A 25,262-nucleotide genomic window follows, 5' to 3' on the forward strand; every position below is an offset into this window, starting at 1 on the left:
GGATAAGAAATAAGGAATTACCATTAAAACGGTTGCCTTTCGGGTCCTGTAGGGTAATTGTGGTCCAACAATTAAGGAGGAAATCGACTTGGTCGAATCGGCTCAGGCACCGCGGGGGCGGCTCGCAGGACCCGACGGGAGCAGCCCGTCGGCCGTCGATACGCTGGCCGGCCAAATCCTCGATCTCATTCGGGTGCGGGGCATGAGCGTCGGCGACGTGCTGCCGACCGAGCGCGAGCTGTGCGACCTCTTCGGCGCCAGCCGCAACACCGTGCGCGAGGCGCTGCGGACGATCCGGACCTACGGCCTGATCGAGGCGAAGCCGCGCGTGGGGGCTGTGCTGACAGACCGTCAGGGCTCCGCCATCCAGAACTTTTTCGCCGCCCAGATGGACGTGTCGCGATCCTCGTTCCAGGACATCCAGGGCTTTCGTCGGATCATCGAGGTCGGCATCGGCGATCATCTCGTGCTGCATGCGACCGAGGCCGAGATAGACGTTCTGGAAACGACCAACGCGCGGATCCTCGAAAGCCGGTCGGTCGAGGAGGCCGCGCAGCACGATTTCGACTTCCACAGCGCGCTGATAGGATTGGCCGGCAACCGCACGCTTGCAGAGATGTATGCGTTCCTGTCCCCGGTCATCGTGCGTATCATGACCATCGGCAAGGAGAAGCGCCCGGTGCTGGGCGACACGAAGCGGGCTCATGGCGAAATCATCGACGCGTTGCGCGCGCGGGACCGGCTGGCCTACGCCTATCTGATGAGCCGACACCTCGATTTCGGCCAGCAGTTCCTGCCGGCAGAACCATCCAGTCTCAAGGAAGGCAAGACATGAGTGAATTCAGCGGCAAGGTCGCGCTCATCACGGGAACGACCGGCATAGCGCTTGCGACCGCCAGGCGGCTTGCGTCGGGAGGAGCGGCAATCGTCGCCTGCGGCATCGTCGAGGAGGCCAATGCCGCGTTGCAGGCGGAACTCGCCGATGCGCTGGTGCTCAGCGCGGATGTGTCGGTGCCGGATCAGGTGAGAGCGGCGGTGGCGGCGGGAGTCGATCGTTTCGGCGGCCTAGACATCATCGTCAATTCCGCCGCGGTGCATCCCTACGGGACGGCGACAAGCACGGACTTCGAGACCTGGAACAAGGCGATGTCCGTCAATGTCGGCTCGATCTATCTGACCGCACATTTCGGGATTCCGGAAATGATCAAGCGTGGTGGCGGCGCCATCGTCAACGTCTCCTCCGTTCAGGGCTTCGCCTGCCAGCAGAATGTTGCTGCCTATGCGACGACCAAGGGTGCGATCCACACGCTGACGCGCTCGCTGGCCCTCGATTACGCGCGGTCCGGCATCAGGGTGAATTCGGTCAGCCCCGGTTCGATCCGCACGCCGATCCTCGAGAAGGCCGCGCGCGGCGAGAATGGCACCGACGCCGATGTCGAAGCGGCCTACAAGCGGTTCGGCGAGGCACATCCGATCGGCCGCATCGGCGAGCCCGAGGAAGTGGCGGAACTCATCGCCTTCCTGTGCTCATCCAAGGCAGGCTTCTGCACGGGCGCCGACTACAAGATCGATGGCGGCCTCACCGCCGGCATCGGCGTGAAATAGGGGGCATTCGTGAAGATCGGACTTGGCCTTTATCGGGATTCGCTGACACCTGAGAATTTCCGCTTTGCCCGGCAGGCGGGCGCCACCCACATCGTGGCGCATCTCACCAACTATTTCCAGGGACGCGACCCTTCGCTTTCGGCCGGCACCGAAAATGACGGCTGGGGCGACTGCTCGACCGATGAATTGTGGACCTACGAGGACTTTGCCGGGCTGGTGAAGACGGTGCGCGACAACGGGCTGGAACTCGCCGCTATCGAAAACCTGTCGCCGCGTTTCTGGTCCGATGTCCTGCTCGGCGGTCCGGATCGGCAAAAACAACTCGAAGGCTTGAAGCAGCTCGTGCGCGATGCCGGCCGCGCCGGTGTTCCCTGCATCGGCTACAATTTCTCTATCGCGGGCGTCTGGGGCTGGTCGCGCGGGCCGTTCGCGCGCGGCGAGGCGATGTCGGTCGGGCTAGATCTTGCTGTGATCGATCCCGATTTGCCGCTGCCCGACGGGGTTGTCTGGAATATGCGCTATCGTGCTGGCCGTGCGGGCGCCGAGCCGGTGAAGGTCAGCAGCCAGGAGCTCTGGGAGCAGTTGGAGTTCTTTCTGCGGGAGATCGTTCCGGTCGCCGAAGAAGCCGGCGTGATGATGGCGGCGCATCCCGACGATCCCCCGGCGGAAGCGCTCCGTGGCGCCGCCCGGCTGGTCAACCGGCCGGAGAAGTACGACCGTCTCATGGACATCGTCGACTCACCGTCGAACGGCCTTGAGCTTTGCCTCGGCTCGCTTCAGGAAATGCCCGGCACGGACGAAATCTACGAACACGTCCGGCGTTTCGCCCGCCGCAAGCGCATCGGCTACATCCATTTCCGCAACGTGCGCGGCAAAGTGCCCAACTATCACGAGACCTTCGTCGACGACGGCGACATCGACATGGCGGAGATCGTTCGCATCCTGCGTGACGAAGGCTACGAAGGCGTCCTGATCCCGGACCATACGCCCGAGATGTCCTGCAATGCGCCGTGGCATGCCGGCAAGGCCTTCGCCCTCGGCTATATGCGCGCCCTGGTGCAGAACGCCGCGGCCCTTGGACCGTCGGTCAGCCGGCCGATAGCGGTCGCCGCCGAGTAGTTTTTCGCTCCGTCCTAAACGTTTGCCACTGCCTATTGAGGATGAGTTCATGACCAAGCCAACGCGTCTCTACGCGGACGATGCCGAGATGTTCAGTCTCTTCGAGACGGAACTTTTTGTTGCCGTGGTCGGCGACGTGATGGACACGATCGGCCTGCAGCACCAGTTCCTGCCGCCCATCTACAAGCCGGTTGACGAAAGGATGCGGCTCCTCGGCCGCGCCATGCCCGTGCTGGAGACCGATGTCTTCCCTTCCGAAGGCGAGGCGACCCAGAACCCGTTGATGAAGAAGGCCTTCGGCCTGATGTTCGAGGCGCTGGACGACTTGAAGGCCGGCGAGATCTATGTCGCCAGCGGGGCGTCTCCGCGCTATGCGCTATGGGGTGAACTGATGTCGACCCGCGCAAAAATTCTCGGTGCGCGCGGCGCGTTGCTCGACGGTTTCGCCCGCGACATCGACGGCATCCGCGCGCTCGATTTCCCATGCTTCTGCACGGGGTACTATGCGCAGGACCAGGGCGCGCGCGGCAAGGTCATCGACTACCGATGCGCGCTGGAGATCGGCGGCGTCCGGATCGTACCGGGGTCGCTCCTGTTCGGCGATAAGGAAGGTGTCCTCGTGATTCCCCGGGATGCGGAAGAGGAGGTCGTCCGCCTGGCGCTGGAGAAGGTGCGTGGCGAGAAGCTTGTCGCCAAGGCGATTCGCGAGGGGATGAGCGCGGTTGAGGCTTATAAGACCTTCGGCATCATGTGACATTTGTCCGCGTCATCGGACCCGGTGAGGCAACTGCGGAGCAAAATCCCGCTGCCGACCACCATGAACCGCTTCGGGATTCCGAAGAACGAGGATCGATAGTCCTCGGCGGGCATCGTTCGACGGCGTTTGTGCAATAGGGTCGGGAAAAGAAAGAGCTTGATCTACTGGTCGGAGTGGCAGGATTTGAACCTGCGACCCCATCGTCCCGAACGATGTGCGCTACCAGACTGCGCTACACTCCGTGACCAGACGCGGGCTTATAGCCGCGCGATTTTGATACTGCAAGCATGAAAGGCTGCGTTTTAACTGTTGCCCGCCCGCTTTCGCTTTCGGGAGCGTTGGCGCCGCCCGATCCACGCCCTAATGACGAAAAGGCTGCAACTTTCGGGGATCATGGCCTATAGGGCTAGGAGCGCTGCCAGCGCGAAACTGAACTACTTTTTCTTCCTATCTGGAGTATCTGCGAGTGCCGTTCAAGATCGTCGGGGAGACGAGCCCGAACAGCTTCGATTTCGAGACGAGGGCGCTGGTCAAGGCGACGGGCTTTCGCGAGTACGACGCGCGGTGGTGGTTTGGCCATCCGGGATCGGACAGGCAGCCTGACCTCAACCTGATCGGTGTACAAGCGCTGGGGATGGGACTTGCGACGCTGATCCGCAGGCGCGGCGTCGGCCCCGAGATCGTCACGGGCCATGATTTCCGCAGCTACTCGCTGTCGATCAAGCTGGCGCTGGTATCAGGACTGATGGCTGCCGGCGCACGGGTGAAGGACATTGGGCTCGCATTGTCGCCGACGGCCTATTTCGCGCAGTTCGCACTCGATACGCCGTCCGTCGCGATGGTTACTGCGTCCCACAATGAGAATGGCTGGACCGGCGTGAAGATGGGGGCTCAGCGCCCGTTGACGTTCGGGCCGGAAGAGATGTCGGCGCTGAAGGAGATCGTGCTGGCCGGCGACTTCGACCTGGTAGGTGGCGGCGCATACGAGTTCGTGGCCGATTTCAGGAAGATTTATCTCGACGACCTGACGGCGGAGAAAAGAATCGCGCGAAAGCTGCGCGTAGTGGCGGCCTGCGGCAACGGCACGGCCGGCGCCTTTGCGCCGGAGGCGCTGGAGCGCATAGGCTGCGAGGTGATCCCGCTCGACGTCGAACTCGATAACACTTTCCCGCGCTACAATCCCAATCCGGAGGACATGCAGATGCTGCATGCGATCCGCGACAAGGTGCTTGAAACGGGTGCGGATGTCGGACTTGGCTTCGACGGTGACGGCGACCGTTGCGGCGTCGTCGACAATCTCGGCAACGAGATCTTTGCCGACAAGGTCGGCGTCATGCTGGCAAGGGATATCTCCGCCCTGCATCCGGGCGCCAAATTCGTGGTCGATGTGAAGTCGACGGGCCTGTTCCAGACCGACCCGGTCCTGAAGGCGAACGGAGCTACGGCCGACTACTGGAAAACTGGCCATTCGCATATCAAGCGGCGGGTTGCCGAACTCGGCGCCATCGCCGGTTTCGAAAAATCCGGCCACTTCTTCTTCAATCCGCCGATCGGGCGCGGCTACGATGACGGCCTTGTCACTGCAATCGCCGTGTGCCAGATGCTCGACCGAAATCCCCAAAAGTCCATGGCGGATCTCTATGCTGAGTTGCCCACCACCTATGGCACGCCGACCATGTCGCCGCATTGCGACGACGAAGTGAAGTACGGCGTCGTGGAGCGGGTGTTTGCGGACATCGAGGCGATGAAGGCCGGCGGCGAAATGTTTGCGGGCCAGAAGATCGCAGACCTTGTCACGGTGAACGGTGTCAGAGTGGTCGCCGAGGACGGAACATGGGGGCTGGTGCGGGCGTCGTCGAACAAGCCGGAACTGGTGGTGGTGGTGGAAAGCCCCGTTTCGTCGGAGCGTCGGCGCGAGATGTTCGAAGCCGTCGATGCGGTGCTGCGCCGCAATCCTGAAGTCGGCGCCTACAATCAAACTTTCTGAGGACCGGAAGCGGACGGGATGAGCGAAAAGATCGTCAGCTTCGTGATGAGTGGTGGAGTCGGCTCGCGGCTATGGCCGTTGTCGCGCGAGGACAACCCGAAGCAGTTCCATGACCTGTCGGGCCAAGGCTCTATGCTGGCGAAAACCTTGCGTCGGCTGGCTGCGAGGTCGGCAGGGGCGACGCCGATCTATCTGATAGCCTCCGAGAAACACGCGCACCGCGTGCATGGAGACCTCGGCGAGATCGATGTGCGGGGCGGCGGCGCCATCTTCGAGCCGGTGGGCAGGAATACTGCCGCGGCAGTGGCGATCGCGACGCTGCGAACGCTTGCCGAACATGGCGATGCGGTCATGCTGGTCGTGCCGTCCGACCATGAGATATCGACCGACACGCAGTTCTGGCACACGGTGGAGGAGGGCGTTCCGGCGGCGCGCGAAGGGCGGATCGTGGTGTTCGGGATCCGGCCGACCCAGCCGGAAACAGGATACGGTTATATCGAGGCCGCAAATGGTGGCCATGTGCTCGACGTCTCGCGCTTCGTCGAGAAACCGGATCGAAATACGGCCGAGCAATATCTCGCCTCAGGAATTTTCTACTGGAACACCGGCATCTTCCTGTTCCGGGCAGGGGCGATGCGCGACGCGTTCCTGAAGCTTCGCCCTGACATCTGGAGCGCGGCCGAAACGGCATTTGCGGCTGCGACCAGCGACCTGTCCGGTCTCTATATGCCGCTTGCTCTTTATGAGGCGATTCCGTCGGAGTCGATCGACTACGCAATCATGGAAAAGGCCGAGCGGATCGCCATGGTGCCGGCCGGCTTCCGCTGGAGCGATCTCGGCTCCTGGCAGTCGCTGCTCGATGTCAGCGCGGCCGACGGGAATGGCAATGTGATCCTCGGCGATGTGGTCGCGATCGACTGCGAGAATTCGTACCTGCGCAGCGACGGCAACCTGCTGTCGGCGATCGGCCTGAAGAACGTCGCCATCGTCTCGACGCCGGACGCGACCTTCGTCGCGCCAGTGAGTCACAGCCAGAACGTCAAGAAGATCGTCGAGCAGCTCGAAAAGAGCGGCCGCCTGGAGACGCGCTTCACGCCGGCGCCGGACCGCGTTCTGGTCAGTGGCGCCTGGCGGCGGCGGGTGCATCACTGGCTGTTCGACGAGACCTTGCCGTTGTGGTCGACGAAAGGTGTCGACGATATCCATGGCGGCTTCCACGAGGCGCTCGGCTTTGACGGTTCGCCGCTTCCAAAGTCGAAGCGCATGCGGACCATGGCACGCCAGGTCTATGCCTTTGCGGTTGCCAAGATGCGCGGCTGGGACGGGCCGGCGGACAGGCTGATCGCGCATGGGCTCGAGTTCATGGGCCAGAACGGCCGCACGGAACGCGGCGGCTGGGTACGCACGCTGAACGTGGACGGCAGCGTCGCCGACCCGATCGAGGACGCCTACGACCACAGCTGCGTCTTGCTGGCGCTGGCATGGGCGCATCGCTGCGGCAATCCGGATGCATTGCGGCTGGGCGAGGAGACGTTCGCCTTCCTCGACGCTCATTTGGAGGATAGCGAGGCGGGCGGTTATCTTGAGACACCGACCCGGGAAGCGACGCGCCGGTCCAACCCGCACATGCACCTGCTCGAGGCTTTTCTCGCTTGGCATTCCGTGACCAGCGATGCGTCGCATCTGATGCGCGCCGAGCGGATCATCGCTTTGTTCAAGCAGCATTTCTTCGACCCGGAAAGCTGGACGATCGGCGAGTTCTTCGACGAAAGCTGGCGGCCAATGGCTGGCGAGGCAGGGACCTGGACGGAACCTGGACATCATTTCGAATGGGCTTCTCTGCTGGCCGATTTTGCTGGGAAGAGCGGCCGCAGCGAAATGAGTGGCTACGCGCGCAAGCTCTATGCGTCGGCGATCGCCAATGGCCTGAACCGCGCAACAGGACTGGCCTACGGGGCAGTATCCCGGCAGGGCATGCCGCTTGATCCCCTGTCGCGCAGCTGGCCGCAGGCTGAGGCGATCAAGGCTGCCATCGCGCTAGACGGCAGCGGTGGTCCGGACCTCAAGCCGGAGGTCGAGGCGCGGGTCGGCCGTCTGTTCCGCTGGCACATCGATCCAGCGCCGACGGGGCTCTGGATCGACCGCATCGACGAACGCGGACGTTCATTGGCGACCGAGGTGCCGGCCAGCATCTTCTATCACCTGGTCAGCGCGCTGACGCAGTATCTGGATGGGACGGAGGAGACGGCTAAGTAACCCGACGAAAATCTTCTCGATAAAGCTTTGAGACTCGACACCAGTTGCCGGATTTGCTTTCCTCGAGAGGGGGAAGGGGAATGGCAGCGCATAAATTTGGCGGCCCTGATACGCCGAAAAAGCTTCGTTGCCTGCAAGAGTATCTGCAGGCATTCTCGCTCGCACTTCGCCATCAGAACTTCGCTTGCATCTACATAGACGCTTTTGCAGGGTCGGGGTCTCGAACGGAAGTTCGCCCCGCCCTCCCGCTTTTCGGTCCGGAGTTCGCCGAGCCGGAAGAGATTTCCACTCCTGGGTCGGCGCGCATTGCTTTGGAGATCGATCCTCCTTTGCATTCAGTTGTGTTGATCGAGCAGGATACGTCGCGGTTTGCCGAGTTGAAGGCGATGATCGATCAGTTTCCAACTAGGTCGATTATCCCTCGGCAGGGAGACGCAAACAAACTTGTTCAGCGACTTTGTGCGAGGACCAATTGGCGAGGTGCGAACACGGTAGCGCGGGGTATCCGCGGTGTTATCTTTCTCGATCCTTATGGAATGGAGGTTTCTTGGTCGACAGTCGAAGCGATAGCTAAGACCGAGGCCTTGGACTGCTGGTACTTTTTTCCGCTGTCTGGCCTCTACCGGAACGCGCCACATGATCCGACGCGTTTGGATGTTTTCAAAGAAGCCAACCTTGATCGTGTCTTGGGGACACCTAACTGGCGTGAACGCTGGTACGACCACGACATTTCGCGAAAGGATATGTTCGAGACTGAAGCTCAGGCTGTGCGGCGAGCAGACATCGATGCTATCGAGGGTTACGTAAAAGAACGACTATCGAGCGCATTCAAAGGAACGGTCCTTGATCCGATTCGCCTCCATCACAAGAATGGCGCGCCGCTTGCCTCGCTCTTCTTCGCTGTATCCAATCCTAGCCCAGCAGCCGTCCGTTTGGCGACAGACATTGCCTCTCACATACTCAAGCGAGGCAAGTCGTCCCAAGTGCGCTGACGATAGACCCGACCGGCAGCTTTCTTGTTCTTACCGCCCCACTGTTTGAAGAAGAATGTAGTGTCGGCATCTATGCATTGATCGAAAATTTCATCAATCCATTGTGGGTCCATCGGCCTTGCATTCGGGCCACTTTCGCCCCCGACAATCGCCCATTGAATATCCTTGAGATTTCCCTCAGCAACCGACCCAATGAGAGGCTCAAAAGATACGAACCTGACTGCGGCGGGAACCTGACGCAGTTCGTCTAGCCTGCTCAGTACATGGCTATCTTCGACACTCGTTCCAAGCCACACATTTGGCAGCACTTGAAAGCCATTGAGACTAAGAACCGCAGCCATACGGCTGGGGCGTTTCGTAAGGATTTGATAGGTGTGACGTGGCGTATCCGCCATGACCTTCCAGATTCGTCGAATGAAATGGGCTGGAACGTCGGGATGAAAAAGGTCGGACATGGAGTTCACAAACACGCGGCGGGGTTTGGACCAGCCGGCGGGGATGGAAAGGGATTTGGGGTCGAGAACAACCTTGCCTGTCCACTTGGCACGGCCTCCGCTCTTCCGCGTCAGCCCTGAATATTTTTCGACACCCATGGCTTCGAGCCGGGAAGCCATTCTCATTGCGTAGCAGTTGGTGCAGCCTGCCGTCAGGATCGTGCATCCTGCAACAGGATTCCACGTCGCATCGGTCCACTCGATTGAGGTTTCAGCCATAGGATGATTCTCCTAGGTAATTAAGGCAAAAATAATCGTCCTGGCTGGTGCGAAAATGGATGGGACTCGAGGCGTTTAGTAAGGGCTGACCACGTCGCCTGTCTCGACGTAGACGGATTTCAGCTGCGAATAATGGTCGAGGGCGGCGAGCGAGTTCTCGCGGCCGATGCCGGACTGCTTGAAGCCGCCGAAGGGGATTTCAACCGGCGCGAGATTGTAGTGGTTGATCCAACAGGTGCCGGCCTGCAGCTCGGCAATCACGCGGTGGGCCCGCGGCAGATCGCGCGTGAAGACGCCAGCCGAAAGACCGAACTCGGTGTCGTTGGCGCGGGCGATCACTTCGTCCTCGGCATCGAACTTCAGCACGGACAAGACCGGTCCGAAGATCTCTTCGCGGGCGATACGCATGCCATCGGTGACGCCGGTGAAGATCGTCGGCTCGACGTAGAATCCGGATTCGAAGCCCTGGAGTGAGGGCTCTGCGCCGCCGTGGTGCAGCGTCGCACCTTCCTGTTTGCCGATGTCGATATAGGACAGCACCTTCTCATGCTGAGCCCTGTTGATGAGCGGCCCCATCTGGGTCTCGGGGTCGAGCGGATCGCCGATGCGGATCGCCTTGGTGCGTTCGGTGAGGCGGTCGAGGAAGCGATCGTGCAGGCCGTTCTGTACGAAGACGCGCGTGCCGTTCGAGCAGACCTGGCCGGTGGAGTAGAAGTTCGCCAGCATGGCGCCGCCAACGGCGTTCTCGACATCGGCGTCGTCGAAGATGATGAGCGGCGACTTGCCGCCGAGTTCCATCGTGGCGTGCTTCATCAGCGAGCCGGCAAGGCCGAGTACCTTGCGGCCGGTCGGCACCGAGCCGGTGAGCGATACTTTAGCGACGATCGGGTGGGAGGCGAGAGCGGCGCCCACGTCGCCATAACCCTGCACGACGTTGAAAAGGCCATTGGGCAGGCCGGCCTCGGTGTAGATCTCGGCGAGGGCGAGAGCGGAGAGTGGCGTGTTTTCGGAGGGCTTAAACACCATGGCGTTGCCCATGGCCAGCGCCGGAGCGGACTTCCAGCCGGCGCCCTGGATCGGATAGTTCCAGGCGCCGATGCCGACGCAGACGCCGAGTGCTTCGCGGCGCGTATAGGCAAAGGGGCCGCCGAAATCGACATAGTCGCCGTTGTAGCTGGCGACTGCTCCGCCGAAATATTCGAGCGCGTCGGCTGCCGAGGCAGGGTCGGCGACCAGCGTCTCCTGGATAGCCTTGCCGGTGTCGAGCGTCTCCAGCCGCGCCAGCTCGTCATTGCGGGCGCGCAATATGTCCGCCGCGCGGCGCAGGATGCGGCCTCGCTCGACGGGCTTCAGCCTAGCCCAGGCGGGCTGCGCTTCGCGGGCGGCCTCGATCGCCAGTTCGACGACATTCTCTGTGGCGGAATACACGGTTGCGATGGTCTCGCCGGTCGCCGGGTAAATGACCGGAATGGCCTTGCCGCGCTCGTCGTCGACGAAGCTGCCGTTGATGTAATGCGATGCCTTGGGCTGGGCTTTCATCGGAGACTCCCTTGCGCTTTACGCCTCTTTAGCACGCCCGACGCGTTCAGCGATCGCTTTCGCGCCAACGCGGATTGATCCAGGGCTCCTGGTTGGACGGCGGCAGCGGAGTGCGGCCGAGTATGTGGTCGGCTGCCTTCTCTCCGGTCATGATCGAGGGGCCGTTGAGGTTGCCGTTGGTGACGCGCGGAAAGACCGAGGAGTCGGCGACGCGCAGGCCCTCGACCCCGATGACGCGGCATTCAGGATCGACCACACTCAGCGGATCAGACAGGCTGCCCATCTTGCAGGTCCCGCAGGGATGATAGGCGCTCTCCGCGTGCTGGCGGATGAAGCCGTCGAGTTCGTCGTCGGTCTGGACCCGGCTACCGGGCGAAATCTCGCGGCCCCGATAGGGGTCGAAGGCAGCCTGCCCGAAGATCTCTCGCGTCAACCTTATGCAGTGGCGGAAGTCACGCCAATCGTCAGGGTGCGACATGTAGTTGAAGCGGATTTCGGGTTTCGTCCACGGGTCGGGCGAGCGCAGCGTGACGGTGCCGCGGGACTTGGAGCGCATCGGCCCGACATGCGCCTGGAAGCCATGTCCGGAGGCCGCGGCCTTGCCGTCATAACGAACGGCCGCCGGAATGAAGTGGTACTGGATATCAGGATAGTCGACCCCGGGTGCGGACCTAACGAAGGCCGCCGCCTCGAAGTGATTGGTTGCCCCGAGACCGGTCTTGAAGAAAAGCCATTCGGCGCCGATCAGGGCCTTGGAGAAGGGATTGAAGACCGAGTTGAGCGTGATGGGGTGCAGTGATTCCTGCTGGATGTAGAGCTCCAGGTGGTCCTGCAGGTTGCGACCGACGCCCGGGCGGTCGGCGATGACATCGACACCATTGCGCTTAAGCTCTCCGGCCGGCCCGATGCCCGACAGCATCAAAAGCTTTGGCGAATTGACTGCCGAGGCCGCGATGACGACTTCGCGTCTTGCCTTGACGACCTGAATCTTTTTGCGAGATTCGATCTCGACACCAATGGCACGTTGATTCTCGATGATCACGCGCCGTGCGAAGCCATTGACGAGCCTCACATTCTTGCGCCTGAGCGCGGGCCTGAGATAGGCGTTGGCGGCAGACCAGCGGCGGCCGAGATGGATCGTCTGCTCCATCGGCCCGAAGCCTTCCTGCTTGGCGCCATTGTAGTCGTCCGTAAGCTCGAACCCAGCCTGTCTGCCCGCCTCGACGAAGGCGGCGTAGAGCGGATTGCGGCGCGGGCCACGCTGCACGTGCAGTGGCCCTTGGGTGCCGCGCCAGCCATCTTCACCGCCCTTGGCGTGTTCCATGCGCTTGAAATAGGGGAGAACGTCGGCGAAGGCCCAGCCGGAAGCGCCCTGCTCGGACCAGTGGTCAAAGTCCCTCGCGTGGCCTCGCACATAGACCATGCCGTTGATGGAGGAGGAACCTCCGAGCACCTTGCCGCGTGGGGTGGCGAGAACACGGCCCCCGAGATGCGGCTCCGGCTCGCTGGAAAAGCCCCAGTCGTAGCGGCTCATGTTGAGCGGGATCGAGAGCGCCGACGGCATCTGGATCAGCGGGCCGAAATCGGTCCCGCCATATTCGATGACGATGACCGAATGCTTGCCATCCTCCGAGAGACGATAGGCGAGGGCGGAGCCCGCCGAGCCGGAGCCTATGATGACAAAGTCGGCCTCAAGCATTTTCGACATGCTTCACGAAGTCGGCGAGCGCAACGTTGCCGCCGCTGGCGACGACGACGACCGTCTTGCCCTTGACATCCGCCTTGCCGCCGAGAGCAGCAGCAAGCGACGCGGCGCCTGAGGGCTCCAGAGCCACTTTGAGACGCTCGAAGGCGGTCTTCATCGCCTGGCGCACCGAGGCATCGTCAACGGTGACGCCGCGCAGACCGGTTGGCTTGACCGCCGCGAAGGGCGCTTCGCCCGGCCGGCGTGCCATCAGCCCGTCGCAGATCGACTTCGGGCCAAGCGGCATGGTCTCGATCTGATTGCGGGCGAGCGAGGTGCCCATGCCATCGAAGCCCTCCGGCTCGACGGCGATAAGTTCGGTCTTCGGCGATAGATAATGGAAAGCGAGCGCAACGCCGCCGATCAGACCGCCACCGCCGACGGGGCAGAAAAGAATGTCGGCCTGAACACCCTTTGCCGCGAGTTGGTCGAGCGCTTCCAGCCCGACGCCGGCCTGGCCGGCCACGATCTCGGGGTCGTCGAAGGGGTGGAGAAGAACAAGGTCGTCTTCCTTGGCGATCTGCCGCGCACGCTCGGAGGCAACCTCCTCGCGGGGGCGTTCGCCGTGGTCGGTGAGCACGACGGTTGCGCCGTATCCGGCCGTGGCGTCGCGCTTTGCGGCAGGCGCATCAATCGGCATGACGATAGTGACGGGAATGCCGAGCGCCTGGCCTGCCGCCGCCAGTCCTTGAGCGAAATTGCCGGACGAATAGGCGACCACGCCTCGCTTGGCTTCCTCGGGAGAAAGCTGCTTCAGCCGCCAATAGGCGCCGCGCACCTTGAAGGAGCCCGCCCATTGCAGCGATTCGGGTTTGACGAAGACGCGCGCCGCACCCGTTTGCTTTGCGAGCGCGGCGGATTCGAGCAGCGGCGTGATCTGCGTCGCCTGCGACGTGACGGCGTAGGCGCGCTTGAGATGGTCGAGGGTAGGGATCATTTTGCTCTCATGCTTTCATAGGAAACCATCGCGTGGCGCGCATAGGCCGACCTGGCGCAAAGCCGGTCGTAATAGGCGCGCAAATGCGGCGTCTCGGCCCGGTCGAAATCGAGGGTGAAGTAGCGGTAGAGAAGCGTCCCGAAGATGCAGTCACCGAATGCCGGGTGTTGGCCGCCGAGAAATGCGGTTTCGGCCAGCCTGGCGTCGATGATCTTCGCCAAGCCCTGCATGCGCGTCACAGCCGCGGCCAATGCCTTGGCGTCGCGGTTCTCTTCCCGGGTCACGATCAGCGGCAAGAAGATTCCCGTGAGCAGGGTTGGGCCGAACGTCGTTTTCGACCATTCGGCCCATTGATCGATGCGTGCCCGCTCGACCGGGTCCGTCGGCCAGAAGCTGGCATTGGCATATTTCGCCCCGAGGTAGCGAACGATCGCCGCGCTCTCCCACAGCGTAAGATCGCCGTCCTGGATGGTCGGGACAAGCTTGTTGGGATTCATCCTGAGATAGTCGCGCGTGTCGGTACCGCCGAAGGAGCCGCCGACATCGATGCGATTGCATTCCAGCCCGATCTCGGCCAGCGCCCACATGACGATCTGCACATTGCTGGACGTTGCGCGTCCCCATACCGTTATCATCCGTCTCTCCTCTCCTTCATCTCGAACGGGGCGTGGGCGCTGCCGGTCTGAGAGCGAGTTTCATCTCTAGGTAGTCGGTGACCAATGTGATCGCAGAGTGCGCGTCCGGCTCACCTTGCTTGAGTGCGCGGCGGATGTAGAGCCCGTCGATAAGCGCGGCGATGCCTTCGGCGGCACTGTCCGCCTCTGTGAGCGGCAACAGATCGGAAAGCCCGCTCATCAGATTGGAATGGAGACGGCGCGCATAGATGCGCAGCAGACGCCTCAGCGCCGTCGATTTCTGCGCCTCGACATAGAACGCTAGCCAGGCGGCGATTGTCTCGGGCTGGAACTGCTTGTCGGAGAAATTGACGGCGATGACGGCGGAAACGCGTTGGCGCGGCGTCGAGGCGGCCGCAAGCGCCTGGCGCGTGTCGGCATTCAGTTCGGCGAGCAGATGCCGCATCGTCGCCTGCAGCAACTCGTCCTTGGCGCCGAAATAGTGATGCGCCAGCGCGGAGGATACGCCGGCGCGGCTCGCGATCTCGGACATGGTCACGTCGAGCGAGCCGCGATCGCCGATCGCGGAGATCGTCGCATCGATCAGCGCCCGGCGGCGCAGCGGTTCCATTCCGACTTTCGGCATTCGAGACCTCTCCGGCAAAAGTATTTTTTATTGACTGATCAATCAATAAAGATTCCGTCCGGAAATGCTAACTTTGCGCCTTGGTCTTTACGACCCGTGCCTGCGCGTCCATTTTAGGATAACGCCCTCAGTCCCCGCACAGGGAGAGAAAGATGACAGCCAGCATCGTCGGCTGGGCACATTCGCGCTTAGGCAAGCTGGAAGGCGAGACGCTCGAAAGCCTGATTACAAAGGTCGCAACCGAGGCGATCGAACATGCCGGCATCGGCCCGGAGGATGTGGACGAGATCGTTCTCGGACATTTCAACGCCGGCTTCTCGCCGCAGGATTTCACGGCGAGCCTGGTGCTGCAGGCGGACGACCGGCTTCGGTTCAAGCCGGCCACCCGCGTGGAAAATGCCTGCGCGACCGGCTCGGCCGCGGTGCGGCAGGGGATACGTGCGATCGACGCCGGCGCGGCGCGCATCGTGCTGGTGGTCGGCGCGGAGCAGATGACGACGACATCGGGCCCGGAGATCGGCAGGAATCTGCTCAAGGCCTCGTACCTGCCTGAGGACGGCGACACGCCGGCCGGCTTTGCAGGCGTCTTCGGCAAGATCGCGCAGGCCTATTTCCAGCGTCACGGCGACCAGTCGGATGCGCTGGCCATGATCGCGGCCAAGAACCATCGGAACGGGGTCGGCAACCCTTACGCACAGCTGCGCAAGGATCTTGGCTTCGATTTCTGCCGACAGGAAAGCGACAAGAACCCGTTCGTCGCGGGGCCGCTGAAACGGACCGACTGCTCGCCGGTATCGGACGGTGCGGCAGCATTGGTGCTAGCCGAGGCTGAGGATGCCCTTTCCATGCGCCGCGCGATAGGCTTTCGCGCCAACGAGCATGTGCAGGATTTCCTGCCGATGTCGAAGCGTGACATCCTTCTTTTCGAGGGCTGCGGAGAGGCGTGGTCGCGGGCACTCGACAAGGCGGGCGCGAAGATCGACGACCTTTCCTTTGTCGAGACGCATGACTGTTTCACCATCGCAGAGCTCATCGAATACGAGGCCATGGGTCTTGCCGCGCAGGGCGAGGGAGGGCGCGTCGCGTTGGAGGGGCAGACGGCGATGGGCGGACGGCTGCCCGTCAACCCGTCGGGCGGATTGAAGTCCAAGGGGCATCCGATCGGCGCCACAGGCGTTTCGATGCACGTGCTGACGGCCATGCAACTGGCGGGCGAGGCGGAGGGCATCCAGGTTCCCAACGCAACGCTCGGAGGCATCTTCAACATGGGCGGCGCAGCGGTCGCCAACTACGTCTCGATCCTCGAAAGGATCAGATGAAACATCCAGCCATCGTGACGGGCGGCGCCTCCGGAATTGGTATGGCCGTGGTGAAGCGGTTGCTGGACGACGGCTGGCCGGTTGCCGTGGTCGATGCGGACGCCGACGCGCTCGTTTCGGCCGAAGGCGCCTTTGCCGACGAAAACGCGATCTTCCTGGCAGCCGACGTCACTGACGAGGACGACATCAGCGCTGCCTTTGACGAGGTCGTCGACAGGCTCGGCCTCGTCGGCGGGCTGGTCAATTCGGCAGGCATCGTGCGCGACTTGCCCGCCGACGAAACGAGCGCGGAGCTGTTCCGGGAAATCCTCGACGTCAATCTCGTCGGCTCTTTCATAGCGTCTCGAGCGGCGCTGGAGCGGATGGGAGCTTCGCTTTCGATCGTCAACATGGCTTCGGTCTCCGGTATCCGCGCCAACCGTGGCCGCGTCGCCTATGGCGCGTCGAAGGCCGGATTGAAGTTGATGTCGGAGGTGCTGGCGCTGGAGTTCGGCAATCGCGGCGTCAGGGTGAACTGCGTTGCGCCGGGGCCGATCGAGACGCCGATGGTATCGAAGTTGCACGGACCGGAGGAAAGACGGCTCTGGATGCGGCAGATTCCACAGGGCCGCTACGGTGAACCGGACGAGGTGGCGGCAGCGGTCGCCTTCCTGCTGTCGCCGGAGGCGAGCTTCATCAACGGCCACACGCTCTCGGTCGATGGCGGCTTCCTGTCGTCCGGAATATTGGGCTAGGAACCTCGCCCTCGTGGAGAAATCGATGCGGTTTGCTGTTTCGTTCGCGCTGTCGCTCACGTCGGCCGCGTTGTTTGCGGGCGATGCGCTGGCGGCAGACGATCCGTCCGCCATCGCCAGTGCATTCTGCAAGGCCAGGCTTGCCGACGACGAGGCGGCGACACTTGCGCTGCTGACGCCGTCGCTGGCCAAGACGATCGACGAAGCGAAGGCGCGCAGCGACGTGATCGCCAAGGCCACCCCCGACGAGAAGCCGCCCTTCGGCGACGGCATTCCATACCAGTCGTTCCCCGATCTGGCGCAAGGTTGCGAGGCCGGCAAGGTCGACCAGAAGCCCGGCCGCGTCGAGGTCGAGGTGAACTACCTGTTTCCGGAGACGCCGAAGGCCAACTGGACCGACAGGCTGAAACTGGTGGCGGAGGGCGACCGGCTGCTGGTCGACGACGTACTCTTCCCCAATGTCGCCAACGGCGAGCCGGATCAGACGCTGCGCAAGGTCCTGTTTCAAGCCTTCGACCAATAGGGCGTCATCGCGGCTGTTTCGCTCAGAAGAGGCGGACTGTTCCGTAGGCAGGGATTTTGACGGCAGGGTTCGCGAGGTCGAGGCCGGCGACAAGTCCTGCGAAGTGGAATTCGATACCGCTTCTCACGCCTGCGGCGAAGCCGAGAAATCCTCCCAACGTGACATGGATATCTCGCCAGTCCGGAGCCAGATCCACCGCGAACAGGCCGGGAGCATAGTCGCGGCCAGTCGCGTTCGGCGGCAGGATGGCGCCGAGATCGGGTGTGCTGCGCAAGACATGCGCGACAAAGCTGTTGGAATTCGGCCCTGGCCAGATGCGGTAATCACCGCGATGTGAGTAGCGGTAGTCAGCTATTGCCTGATCAACCTCAGGGATGAGCCGCGCAGCCTCGGGGCCTGTGGCAGATGCGACGATCTCGGGTGCGTTAGAGTACCAGCGGCCGTCGGCGGCGTAGGTATTGTGGCGGATCGGTGAACCCCAGCCGACCTTGTCATAGCGGTCGTAGCTGATTGAGCCCGGCTTTTTGACCACAAGCCAGCTGTGCAAGGAGAAGGCGCCCTTGAAGCCGCCCGTGCGGGCGGCCAGCACATAGATGGCGGCCTCGTCCTTTGACGGCGTGCGAGGAAGGATACCCGACGACGACCAGTCGGCGTTGCGCCACGAGCCGGGATGTCCCTGGGTGCTCCACCAGCCTGCCGTGGCGAGTGCTGGCATGACGAAAACGAGGAGGATGGCCAAAGCAAAGTTCTTGACCAAGCGCATGGGGACCCCTTGCCTTATGGTTTGCCGCCGGTAAGCCTCTCAAGGCGCCCGGCATTTCAGGTGGAATTATGGCCAATCCCGTCCTCGTCGAGATCCTGCGTGGCGAACACGTGGAAAGCGTGCATCGCGGCGCGGTTGCTGTCTGCGACGCAGCCGGCAGGGCTCTGCTCGAGATTGGCAATGTCGCGCAGCCCGTTTTCCCGCGTTCGGCGGTCAAGGCAATCCAGGCGCTGCCGCTGGTGGAAAGCGGGGCGGCGGATGCATTGCGTTTCGGCGACAGGGAACTGGCGCTGGCCTGTGCCTCGCACAGGGGCGAGGCCGCGCATGTCGAACTCGCACGCTCGATGCTCGTCGGTGCCGGACTGGACGAAAGCGCGCTGGAGTGCGGATCGCACTGGCCAGGCAATCATGATGCGACGATTGCGTTGGCTCGGTCCGGCGGGATGCCTACCGCGCTGCACAACAATTGCTCCGGCAAGCACTCCGGCTTTCTGTGCACATGCACGCATATCGGGCTGGAGCATCAAGGCTATGTCTCCTTCGAGCACCCCTTCCAGGCGACGATCCGCGAGGCGATGGAGAATGTGACGGAAGCGCCGCACGGTGCCGGCAACTTTGCGATCGACGGTTGCTCGATCCCGACCTATGCGATTCCGATCCGCAACCTCGCGCTCGGTTTTGCGAAGATGACGACAGGCGAGCGATTGTCCGCCGACAGGGCAAGGGCGGCGAAGCGCCTGCTTTCCGCCTGCATGGCCGAGCCCTTCTTCGTTTCCGGGTCGGATGCGGCGGATCTGTCGCTGATGCAGGCGGCGCCTGGCCGTATCTTCGTCAAGACCGGTGCGGAAGGTGTTTATTGCGCGGCGGTTCCGGACCTCGGACTTGGCATCGCACTGAAATGCGACGACGGTGCCGGCCGCGCCGCAGAAGCGATGGTCGCGACCGTATTGTCGCGATTGCTGAACGCGGACGAGGCTCTGTCGGCCAGGCTCGACGAACTGGCGCGCCCGGTCATACCGAGCCGCAAGGGCGTGCCTGTCGGCAGCGTGCGACCGACGGAGGCGTTGACCGGGTAGAGGTCAGTCCAGCCTGGTTTTACTGACGCTCAGGCAGACCTGGTCATCCCGGCCTTGAGTTGCATCGCCAGACTGACCTAAGGTCTACCGATGAGCAGGGCTTTCACACGGGAAGACGACAACGAGAATGCGATCGCCGATATTGGCGAGCGCCCGGTAAGTCCGCACAGGAACCTGGTGACGGCTCGTGGCTTGGCGCAGGTTGATGACGAGATCGCCGCGCTGCGACAGGAACTGGCCAAGGCCGAGGCAGCATCGGACCGGCAGCGCATCGCGACAGTCTCGCGCGACCTGCGCTACTGGGTTGCGCGTCGGGAGAGCGCCGAACTCTCGCTGCCGGATCCCGACAGCAAGGTCGTACGCTTCGGTATGACCGTTGCGATCGAAGACGACGACGGGAACTCCAAAAGCTGGAAAATCGTCGGCGAGGATGAAGCCGATGCCGGAAAAGGCAGCGTATCGCATGTCTCGCCTATGGCGCGGGCGCTGTTCGGCAAGACGATCGGGGATGTGGCCGTCGTCAACGGCAAGGAATGGGAGATAGTCGGGATGAGCGCCGACTGATCGCCGCGCAGCGGGACAGGCTGTTCACCCTTCAGCCTATCTGGTGGTCAGCAATCTATCCATCAACCGTTCAGCAGCCTCGGGGATAACCGTTCCTGGCGGAAAAATTTCCGCAGCCCCTGCCTGTCGAACCGCCTCGTAGTCCTGAGGCGGGATGACGCCGCCGGCGACGATCAGAATATCCTGACGGCCGAGCTTGCGCAGGGCGTCCCTGAGTTCAGGAACCAGCGTCAGGTGTCCGGCAGCGAGCGAGGAGGCGCCGACGACGTTGACGTCCCGCTCGACGGCAAGTTTCGCGATCTCGGCGGGGGTCTGGAACATCGCTCCCACGGTAACGTCGAAGCCGAGATCGGCGAAAGCGGTGGCTATCACCTTCTGGCCGCGGTCGTGGCCGTCCTGTCCCATCTTGGCAACGAGAAGGCGCGGGCGAAAACCGGTCTTCTTCTCGAAGGCCTCGATCTTAGCCGTAACGCGGTCGGCAGTAGGGTTTTCTCCCAGCTCCTTGCGATAGACGCCTGAAATCGTCTGGACCGAAGCGGTGTGACGTCCGAACACTTTTTCCAGTGCCCACGATATCTCGCCGACCGTCGCATGCGCACGCGCTGCTCGGATCGCGAAGTCGAGGAGATTGTCCGTGTCGTTGCGCGCGGCTTCGGTGAGCGCGTCGAGAGCCTTCTCCACGACCGCGACGTCGCGGGTACCCTTGAGCATCTGCAGCTTGGCGAGCTGGCGGGCCCGCACCTCGGCGTTGTCGATCTTGAGCACGTCGACCTCGATGTCGTGCTGGGGAGCCCAGGCGTTGACGCCGACGAGGATCTGCTCGCCGGAATCGATGCGAGCCTGCGTGCGGGCGGAGGCTTCCTCTATCCGCGCTTTCGGGATCCCCTTCTCGATCGCTGCGGCCATTCCGCCGAGCGCCTCCACCTCCTCGATATGGGACATGGCGCGTACGGCCAGGTCGTGCGTCAGCCGCTCGACATAGGCCGAGCCGCCCCAGGGATCGATGATGCGGGTCGTGCCCGATTCCTTCTGCAGGATGAGCTGCGTGTTACGGGCGATGCGCGCCGAATGATCGGTGGGCAGGGCAAGCGCTTCGTCGAAGGCATTGGTGTGCAGCGACTGCGTGTGCCCCTGCGTCGCGGCCATCGCTTCGATCATGGTGCGGGCGATGTTGTTGTAAGGGTCCTGCGCGGTGAGCGACCAGCCGGACGTCTGGCAATGGGTGCGCAGTGACAGCGAGCGTGAGTTCTGTGGCGAAAAGTTCTTCTGGATGAGGGCAGCCCACAGCAGCCGGGCGGCGCGCAGTTTTGCGACCTCCATGAAGAAGTTCATCCCGGTTGCCCAGAAGAAGGAGAGGCGCGGTGCAAAATCGTCGATGCCGAGGCCCGCTGCCAGGCCTGCGCGCGCATATTCGATGCCGTCGGCGATGGTGTAGGCGAGTTCGAGGTCGGCCGTCGCTCCCGCCTCCTGCATGTGATAGCCGGAGATCGAGATCGAATTGAACTTCGGCATCTCCCGCGAGGTGTATGCGAAGATGTCCGAGACGATCCGCATCGAGGGTTTTGGCGGATAGATGTAGGTGTTGCGGACCATGAACTCCTTGAGGATGTCGTTCTGGATGGTCCCGGCGAGATCTTTTTGCGCGACGCCCTGTTCCTCTGCGGCAACGATGTAGAGCGCCAATATCGGCAACACCGCGCCGTTCATGGTCATCGACACAGTCATTTCGCCGAGTGGAATCTTGTCGAAGAGCTGGCGCATATCGAGAATGGAATCGATCGCCACGCCGGCCATGCCGACATCGCCCGCGACGCGAGGATGGTCGCTGTCGTAGCCCCGATGGGTGGCGAGGTCGAAGGCGACGGAGAGCCCCTTCTGCCCAGCCGCGACGTTGCGGCGATAGAAGGCATTGGATTCCTCCGCCGTCGAGAAGCCGGCATACTGGCGGATCGTCCATGGCTGGCGGACATACATGGTGGGGTAGGGACCGCGGACATAGGGCGCGATGCCCGGCCACGTGTCGAGGGTGGGCAGGCCTGACAGGTCACTCGCGCCATAAGCCCGCTTCACAGCGATGCCTTCCGGCGTACGCCAGAACTCTCCCGCGATCTTCCGCGGTTCCGATTGCGCCTCGCTCCAGTCGATGCTGCTGAAATCGGGGATCATGGCTGTCCTCCGACAAGCTCGTCCAGACGTACGGCGTCAAGCCGCTCGCAGAAGACGGCGCCGTCAGTCGGTATCGGCTGCTTGTCGGCCACAAGCGTTTCAATCGGCTCTTCCTTGCCGAGCCGGTGGAGAGTCGTGCCGATGATCGGCCGGTCACCGTCGCGGTATTGCCTGCCGCGCTCGTCGCGTGCGGCCGCGATACGGCGCTGCAAGTGTCCGCCTGCGAGACTCTTCAGAATGCCGCCCTCCTTTTCGATGGCCCGGAATTCGTCCCAGGCCTTCCCGCACAGTGCATCGGTCAGCGCCTCGACGCCGCCTGCCCCTGAGGCGGGATCGGCAACAAAGCCGACATGGCTTTCGTCCGCCATGACAAGCTGCGCATTGCGGGCGATGCGGCGTGCGAAGCCTGCCGGCAGGCCGTGGGTGAGCGTATGCGGCAGGACCGTGATTGAATCCGCCCCGCCGGTCGCGGCCGCGAAGCAAGCGATAGTGGAACGCAGGATGTTGGTTTCGGGGTCGGCCGCCGTCATCATCCGGTAAGAGGTTTCAGCGTGGATCGAGGCCTCCGAAGGAGGGATCGAGCAGACCTCCAGCATCCTCGTCCAGAGTTTGCGCAGGGCTCTCACCTTGGCCATCGACAGGAACTGATCCTGATCGACGCTGACGGCAAATCCGATATGGGGCGCGGCATAAACCAGCGCCTGCCGCGCATCCTCGAACAGCCTGAGATGGGCGGCGGCCGAAGCGAGAGTCGCGCCGAGCTCTTGCGCTTCCGTTGCGCCTGCATTGTGGAAGACGCGGCCGTCGGCCTCGAGGAGCACGCCCGGTATGCCGAGCGCGAAGAAGTGCGCCAGCGATTGCGGCATGGAGGCCTGAAGCGCCTCGATCGTCATGGAGAGGCGTCCGGTTCCGGCGAAGATCGCCGCCGGATCTATGCCAAAGGACAGGCTGAGTTTGCTCGGGTCCGCGCGCACCTTCGTCAGATATGCGACCAGCCAGTCGGCCATCGCCCGGCTTGCCGGGTGTACGTCGATACGGAGATGAATGCGGTTGAGCGGAATGCCGTCGAGCACCGTGTCCAGCGTGTCGCGCGTTGCCGGAAGGCCGTAGCCGAATGCGTTGGGCGCGCCTTCGAACACCAGCGACAGGCCCGTCGCGCCCTGCGCCACCTCGTCCAGTGCCTGCCTGTTGGCGCGCTCCGGATCGGGATCGTCGATGCGCTGGACGACGAGCCATGGCGCTTGCGGATTTCGGCGCGGCAGCAGCGAGGCATCGGCGTTTCGTTGATAGAGCGGGTCGATGCGGATGCTGTCGTCGGTCCACGAAACAAGAGCGTCTTCGAACGTGGTTCCGGCGAGTGCCTTTTCGGCCAATATCTGCCATTTTTCACGGCTGGCCGTCGGAAAACCGGCTTCGCCGAGCACTTTCGTCAAGTTCATTCCATTTCCTCGTGGCCGCCGCTTCGGCGCGGCGCAGACAGTAAGGCCAGCTTACCCGCGCCGCAACACGCGTTGGGGCTTGGCGACCGTTTTGGGACATAGCTTTGCCATTGTGGCGTCGCGGCGGCGCAACTATACGTTTCACGAGGCGCGTGAGCCCGCGTTCGCGCGAAGCAGCAGCGGAGAGGCAATATATATGGCGGACGACACCAGCATCTTCATCGGGGCCAGCCGCAAGCCGGATGATAGCTATCAGGAGCCGGAGCAACTGCTTCTCAAATACGGTAACCGGCATGGATTGGTTACCGGCGCGACCGGCACCGGCAAGACCGTGACGCTGCAGATCCTCGCCGAAGGCTTCTCCAACCAAGGCGTGCCGGTCTTCTGCGCGGACGTGAAGGGCGACCTTTCCGGCATCGCCATGATGGGCGAGCCCAAGGATTTCCTCACGGCACGAGCGGAGGCGATCAAGCTCGATCCCTATGAATTCCAAGAATTTCCGGTGATCTTCTGGGATCTGTTCGGCGAGCAGGGACACCCCGTGCGGGCGACCGTCTCGGAAATGGGACCGCTACTGTTGTCGCGCCTGATGAACCTTTCGGAGGCTCAGGAAGGCATCATGAACATTGCCTTCAAGATCGCCGACGAGGAAGGGCTGCTCCTGCTGGACATGAAGGATCTGCAGGCGCTGCTCGCCAACATCGCCGGTCGCGCCGACGAGATCAGCGCGCGCTACGGCAACGTCACCAAACCTTCGGTCGGCGCGATCCAACGCAACCTGCTTGTTCTCGAACAGCAGGGTGGCGCTAATTTCTTCGGCGAGCCGGCATTGAAGATCGCCGACATCATGCGCACCACGCGCGACGGGCGCGGCGCGATCAACGTGCTGGCCGCCGACAAGCTGATGATGAATCCGCGGCTCTATTCGACTTTCCTGCTGTGGTTGCTGTCGGAACTGTTCGAGGTGCTTCCGGAGGTCGGCGATCCGGACAAGCCGAAGCTCGTCTTCTTCTTCGACGAGGCGCATCTTCTTTTCGACGAGGCGCCCAGGGTGCTTGTCGACCGTGTCGAGCAGGTGGTTCGCCTGATCCGATCCAAGGGCGTCGGCGTCTATTTCGTCACGCAGAACCCGCTCGACGTGCCCGAGACCGTGCTGGCGCAGCTTGGCAACCGCATCCAGCATGCGTTGCGGGCATACACGCCGCGCGAGCAGAAGGCGGTCAAGACGGCGGCGGACACGTTCCGTCCCAATCCGGATTTCGATTGCGCGACCGCGATCACCCAGCTCGGAACCGGCGAGGCATTGGTCTCGACGCTCGAGGCCAAGGGCATACCGTCCATGGTTCAGCGCACGCTGATCCGGCCGCCGGCCTCGCGAATTGGCCCGATCACCCCGCAGGAGCGCGCAAAGCTGATGGCCGAAAGCCCTGTCGCCGGCCAATACGAAAAGCCTATCGATCGGGAATCGGCTTTCGAGATACTGCAGAAGAAGGCTGCGGACGCACAGAATGCCGAGCAGCGAGCTAGTGACCGTGACCAGCAGGATAGCGGTCGTACACGCTGGACGCTGCCCGATTTCGACGGGCCGCAAGGAAGCGGCTCTCGTTCCGGCGATCGCCAGCCGCAACCGCGTCCACGAGCCCCGCGTCCTTCGAACCGTCAGACGGTCGCCGAGGCTGCCGTCAAATCGGTTGTCCGCTCCATGGGATCCTCGGTCGGCAGGGCGATCGTGCGGGGTATCCTCGGCAGCCTGAAGAAGGGCTTCTGAC

At 62.9% G+C, this 25,262-nt stretch carries 22 protein-coding genes and 1 tRNA gene; 13 read left to right on the plus strand and 10 right to left on the minus strand.

All coding sequences use genetic code 11. From position 1 onward, the window contains the following. The first annotated feature begins 88 nt into the window (after nucleotides 1–88). The 4 genes from D8676_RS12455 to D8676_RS12470 are packed head-to-tail and all read left to right on the plus strand — an operon-like array spanning nucleotide 89 to nucleotide 3,478. Nucleotides 89–835, plus strand: a complete 747-nt coding sequence (locus tag D8676_RS12455; RefSeq protein ID WP_245426765.1) for a FadR/GntR family transcriptional regulator — start codon at nucleotides 89–91, stop codon at nucleotides 833–835. Next, nucleotides 832–1,605: an SDR family oxidoreductase gene (locus D8676_RS12460; protein ID WP_121581222.1), complete on the plus strand. Its 774-nt coding sequence runs from the start codon at nucleotides 832–834 to the stop codon at nucleotides 1,603–1,605. Before D8676_RS12455 ends, D8676_RS12460 begins: the two co-directional genes overlap by 4 nt. Before the next feature lie 9 nt (nucleotides 1,606–1,614). Then, nucleotides 1,615–2,724 (plus strand): mannonate dehydratase, encoded by a 1,110-nt coding sequence (locus D8676_RS12465; RefSeq protein WP_121581223.1) that lies wholly within the window; start codon nucleotides 1,615–1,617, stop codon nucleotides 2,722–2,724. A 49-nt stretch (nucleotides 2,725–2,773) separates the two neighbouring features. Continuing rightward, the gene (locus D8676_RS12470; RefSeq protein ID WP_121581224.1) at nucleotides 2,774–3,478 is read left to right on the plus strand and encodes an RraA family protein; all 705 of its coding nucleotides are present in this window, start codon (nucleotides 2,774–2,776) and stop codon (nucleotides 3,476–3,478) included. A gap of 168 nt (nucleotides 3,479–3,646) precedes the next feature. Here the strand turns inward: D8676_RS12470 and D8676_RS12475 are convergent. Beyond that, a tRNA-Pro gene (locus D8676_RS12475) sits at nucleotides 3,647–3,723 on the minus strand. 224 nt (nucleotides 3,724–3,947) lie between these two features. On the opposite strand from D8676_RS12475, the gene D8676_RS12480 reads away from it, so the two are divergent. From D8676_RS12480 to D8676_RS12490, 3 genes are all read left to right on the plus strand, one after another. Then, on the plus strand, nucleotides 3,948–5,468 hold the full coding sequence (locus tag D8676_RS12480; RefSeq protein ID WP_121581225.1) for a phosphomannomutase/phosphoglucomutase: 1,521 nt from the start codon (nucleotides 3,948–3,950) through the stop codon (nucleotides 5,466–5,468). 18 nt (nucleotides 5,469–5,486) lie between these two features. After that, nucleotides 5,487–7,724 carry a mannose-1-phosphate guanylyltransferase/mannose-6-phosphate isomerase gene (locus D8676_RS12485; RefSeq protein WP_121581226.1) on the plus strand — a complete coding sequence of 746 codons (2,238 nt, stop codon included), beginning with the start codon at nucleotides 5,487–5,489 and terminating at the stop codon, nucleotides 7,722–7,724. 80 nt (nucleotides 7,725–7,804) lie between these two features. After that, nucleotides 7,805–8,716, plus strand: a complete 912-nt coding sequence (locus tag D8676_RS12490; protein ID WP_121581227.1) for a three-Cys-motif partner protein TcmP — start codon at nucleotides 7,805–7,807, stop codon at nucleotides 8,714–8,716. Here the strand turns inward: D8676_RS12490 and D8676_RS12495 are convergent. From D8676_RS12495 to betI, 6 genes are all read right to left on the minus strand, one after another. Further along, on the minus strand, nucleotides 8,677–9,429 hold the full coding sequence (locus D8676_RS12495) for a DUF5131 family protein (RefSeq protein WP_121581228.1): 753 nt from the start codon (nucleotides 9,427–9,429) through the stop codon (nucleotides 8,677–8,679). The two genes, D8676_RS12490 and D8676_RS12495, sit on opposite strands and share 40 nt — an antisense overlap. Before the next feature lie 75 nt (nucleotides 9,430–9,504). After that, nucleotides 9,505–10,968 (minus strand): betaine-aldehyde dehydrogenase, encoded by a 1,464-nt coding sequence (gene betB, locus D8676_RS12500; protein WP_121581229.1) that lies wholly within the window; start codon nucleotides 10,966–10,968, stop codon nucleotides 9,505–9,507. 46 nt (nucleotides 10,969–11,014) lie between these two features. After that, a complete protein-coding gene (gene betA / locus D8676_RS12505; protein WP_121581230.1) occupies nucleotides 11,015–12,667 on the minus strand; it encodes a choline dehydrogenase in 1,653 nt (550 codons plus the stop codon). Then, nucleotides 12,660–13,649 carry a threonine/serine dehydratase gene (locus D8676_RS12510; protein WP_121581231.1) on the minus strand — a complete coding sequence of 330 codons (990 nt, stop codon included), beginning with the start codon at nucleotides 13,647–13,649 and terminating at the stop codon, nucleotides 12,660–12,662. The genes betA and D8676_RS12510 overlap by 8 nt, the downstream gene beginning before the upstream one ends. Then, a complete protein-coding gene (locus D8676_RS12515) occupies nucleotides 13,646–14,284 on the minus strand; it encodes a glutathione S-transferase family protein (protein ID WP_121581232.1) in 639 nt (212 codons plus the stop codon). Before D8676_RS12515 ends, D8676_RS12510 begins: the two co-directional genes overlap by 4 nt. Before the next feature lie 16 nt (nucleotides 14,285–14,300). Continuing rightward, on the minus strand, nucleotides 14,301–14,909 hold the full coding sequence (gene betI / locus D8676_RS12520) for a transcriptional regulator BetI (protein ID WP_121581233.1): 609 nt from the start codon (nucleotides 14,907–14,909) through the stop codon (nucleotides 14,301–14,303). Between the two features lie 152 nt (nucleotides 14,910–15,061). Between betI and D8676_RS12525 the strand changes: the two genes are divergently transcribed. Genes D8676_RS12525 through D8676_RS12535 form a run of 3 tightly spaced genes read left to right on the plus strand, consistent with a single transcriptional unit; the run spans nucleotide 15,062 to nucleotide 17,485 of the window. Beyond that, nucleotides 15,062–16,228, plus strand: coding sequence for an acetyl-CoA acetyltransferase (locus tag D8676_RS12525; RefSeq protein ID WP_121581234.1), 1,167 nt, complete (start codon nucleotides 15,062–15,064; stop codon nucleotides 16,226–16,228). Then, nucleotides 16,225–16,962, plus strand: coding sequence for an SDR family oxidoreductase (locus D8676_RS12530; protein WP_121581235.1), 738 nt, complete (start codon nucleotides 16,225–16,227; stop codon nucleotides 16,960–16,962). Before D8676_RS12525 ends, D8676_RS12530 begins: the two co-directional genes overlap by 4 nt. Before the next feature lie 25 nt (nucleotides 16,963–16,987). Next, nucleotides 16,988–17,485, plus strand: coding sequence for a hypothetical protein (locus tag D8676_RS12535; RefSeq protein ID WP_121581236.1), 498 nt, complete (start codon nucleotides 16,988–16,990; stop codon nucleotides 17,483–17,485). Between the two features lie 22 nt (nucleotides 17,486–17,507). Here D8676_RS12535 and D8676_RS12540 read toward each other — a convergent pair whose 3' ends face one another. Continuing rightward, on the minus strand, nucleotides 17,508–18,248 hold the full coding sequence (locus D8676_RS12540) for a DUF3750 domain-containing protein (protein WP_121581237.1): 741 nt from the start codon (nucleotides 18,246–18,248) through the stop codon (nucleotides 17,508–17,510). 68 nt (nucleotides 18,249–18,316) lie between these two features. Here D8676_RS12540 and D8676_RS12545 point away from each other — a divergent pair, with 68 nt between their 5' ends. Continuing rightward, entirely contained in the window at nucleotides 18,317–19,324 is a 1,008-nt protein-coding gene (locus D8676_RS12545; RefSeq protein WP_121581238.1) for an asparaginase, read from the plus strand. 90 nt (nucleotides 19,325–19,414) lie between these two features. Next, nucleotides 19,415–19,888, plus strand: coding sequence for a transcription elongation factor GreA (gene greA / locus D8676_RS12550; protein WP_121581239.1), 474 nt, complete (start codon nucleotides 19,415–19,417; stop codon nucleotides 19,886–19,888). 36 nt (nucleotides 19,889–19,924) lie between these two features. Here greA and scpA read toward each other — a convergent pair whose 3' ends face one another. Continuing rightward, nucleotides 19,925–22,054, minus strand: a complete 2,130-nt coding sequence (gene scpA, locus D8676_RS12555) for a methylmalonyl-CoA mutase (protein WP_121581240.1) — start codon at nucleotides 22,052–22,054, stop codon at nucleotides 19,925–19,927. Further along, a complete protein-coding gene (locus D8676_RS12560) occupies nucleotides 22,051–23,493 on the minus strand; it encodes a methylmalonyl-CoA mutase subunit beta (protein ID WP_121581241.1) in 1,443 nt (480 codons plus the stop codon). Before D8676_RS12560 ends, scpA begins: the two co-directional genes overlap by 4 nt. 196 nt (nucleotides 23,494–23,689) lie before the next feature. Between D8676_RS12560 and D8676_RS12565 the strand changes: the two genes are divergently transcribed. After that, on the plus strand, nucleotides 23,690–25,261 hold the full coding sequence (locus tag D8676_RS12565; RefSeq protein WP_121581242.1) for a helicase HerA-like C-terminal domain-containing protein: 1,572 nt from the start codon (nucleotides 23,690–23,692) through the stop codon (nucleotides 25,259–25,261). Nucleotide 25,262 lies beyond the last annotated feature (1 nt).

Origin of the sequence: Mesorhizobium sp. YM1C-6-2 (assembly GCF_003666685.1) — a bacterium.
Taxonomy (GTDB): domain Bacteria; phylum Pseudomonadota; class Alphaproteobacteria; order Rhizobiales; family Rhizobiaceae; genus Mesorhizobium_K.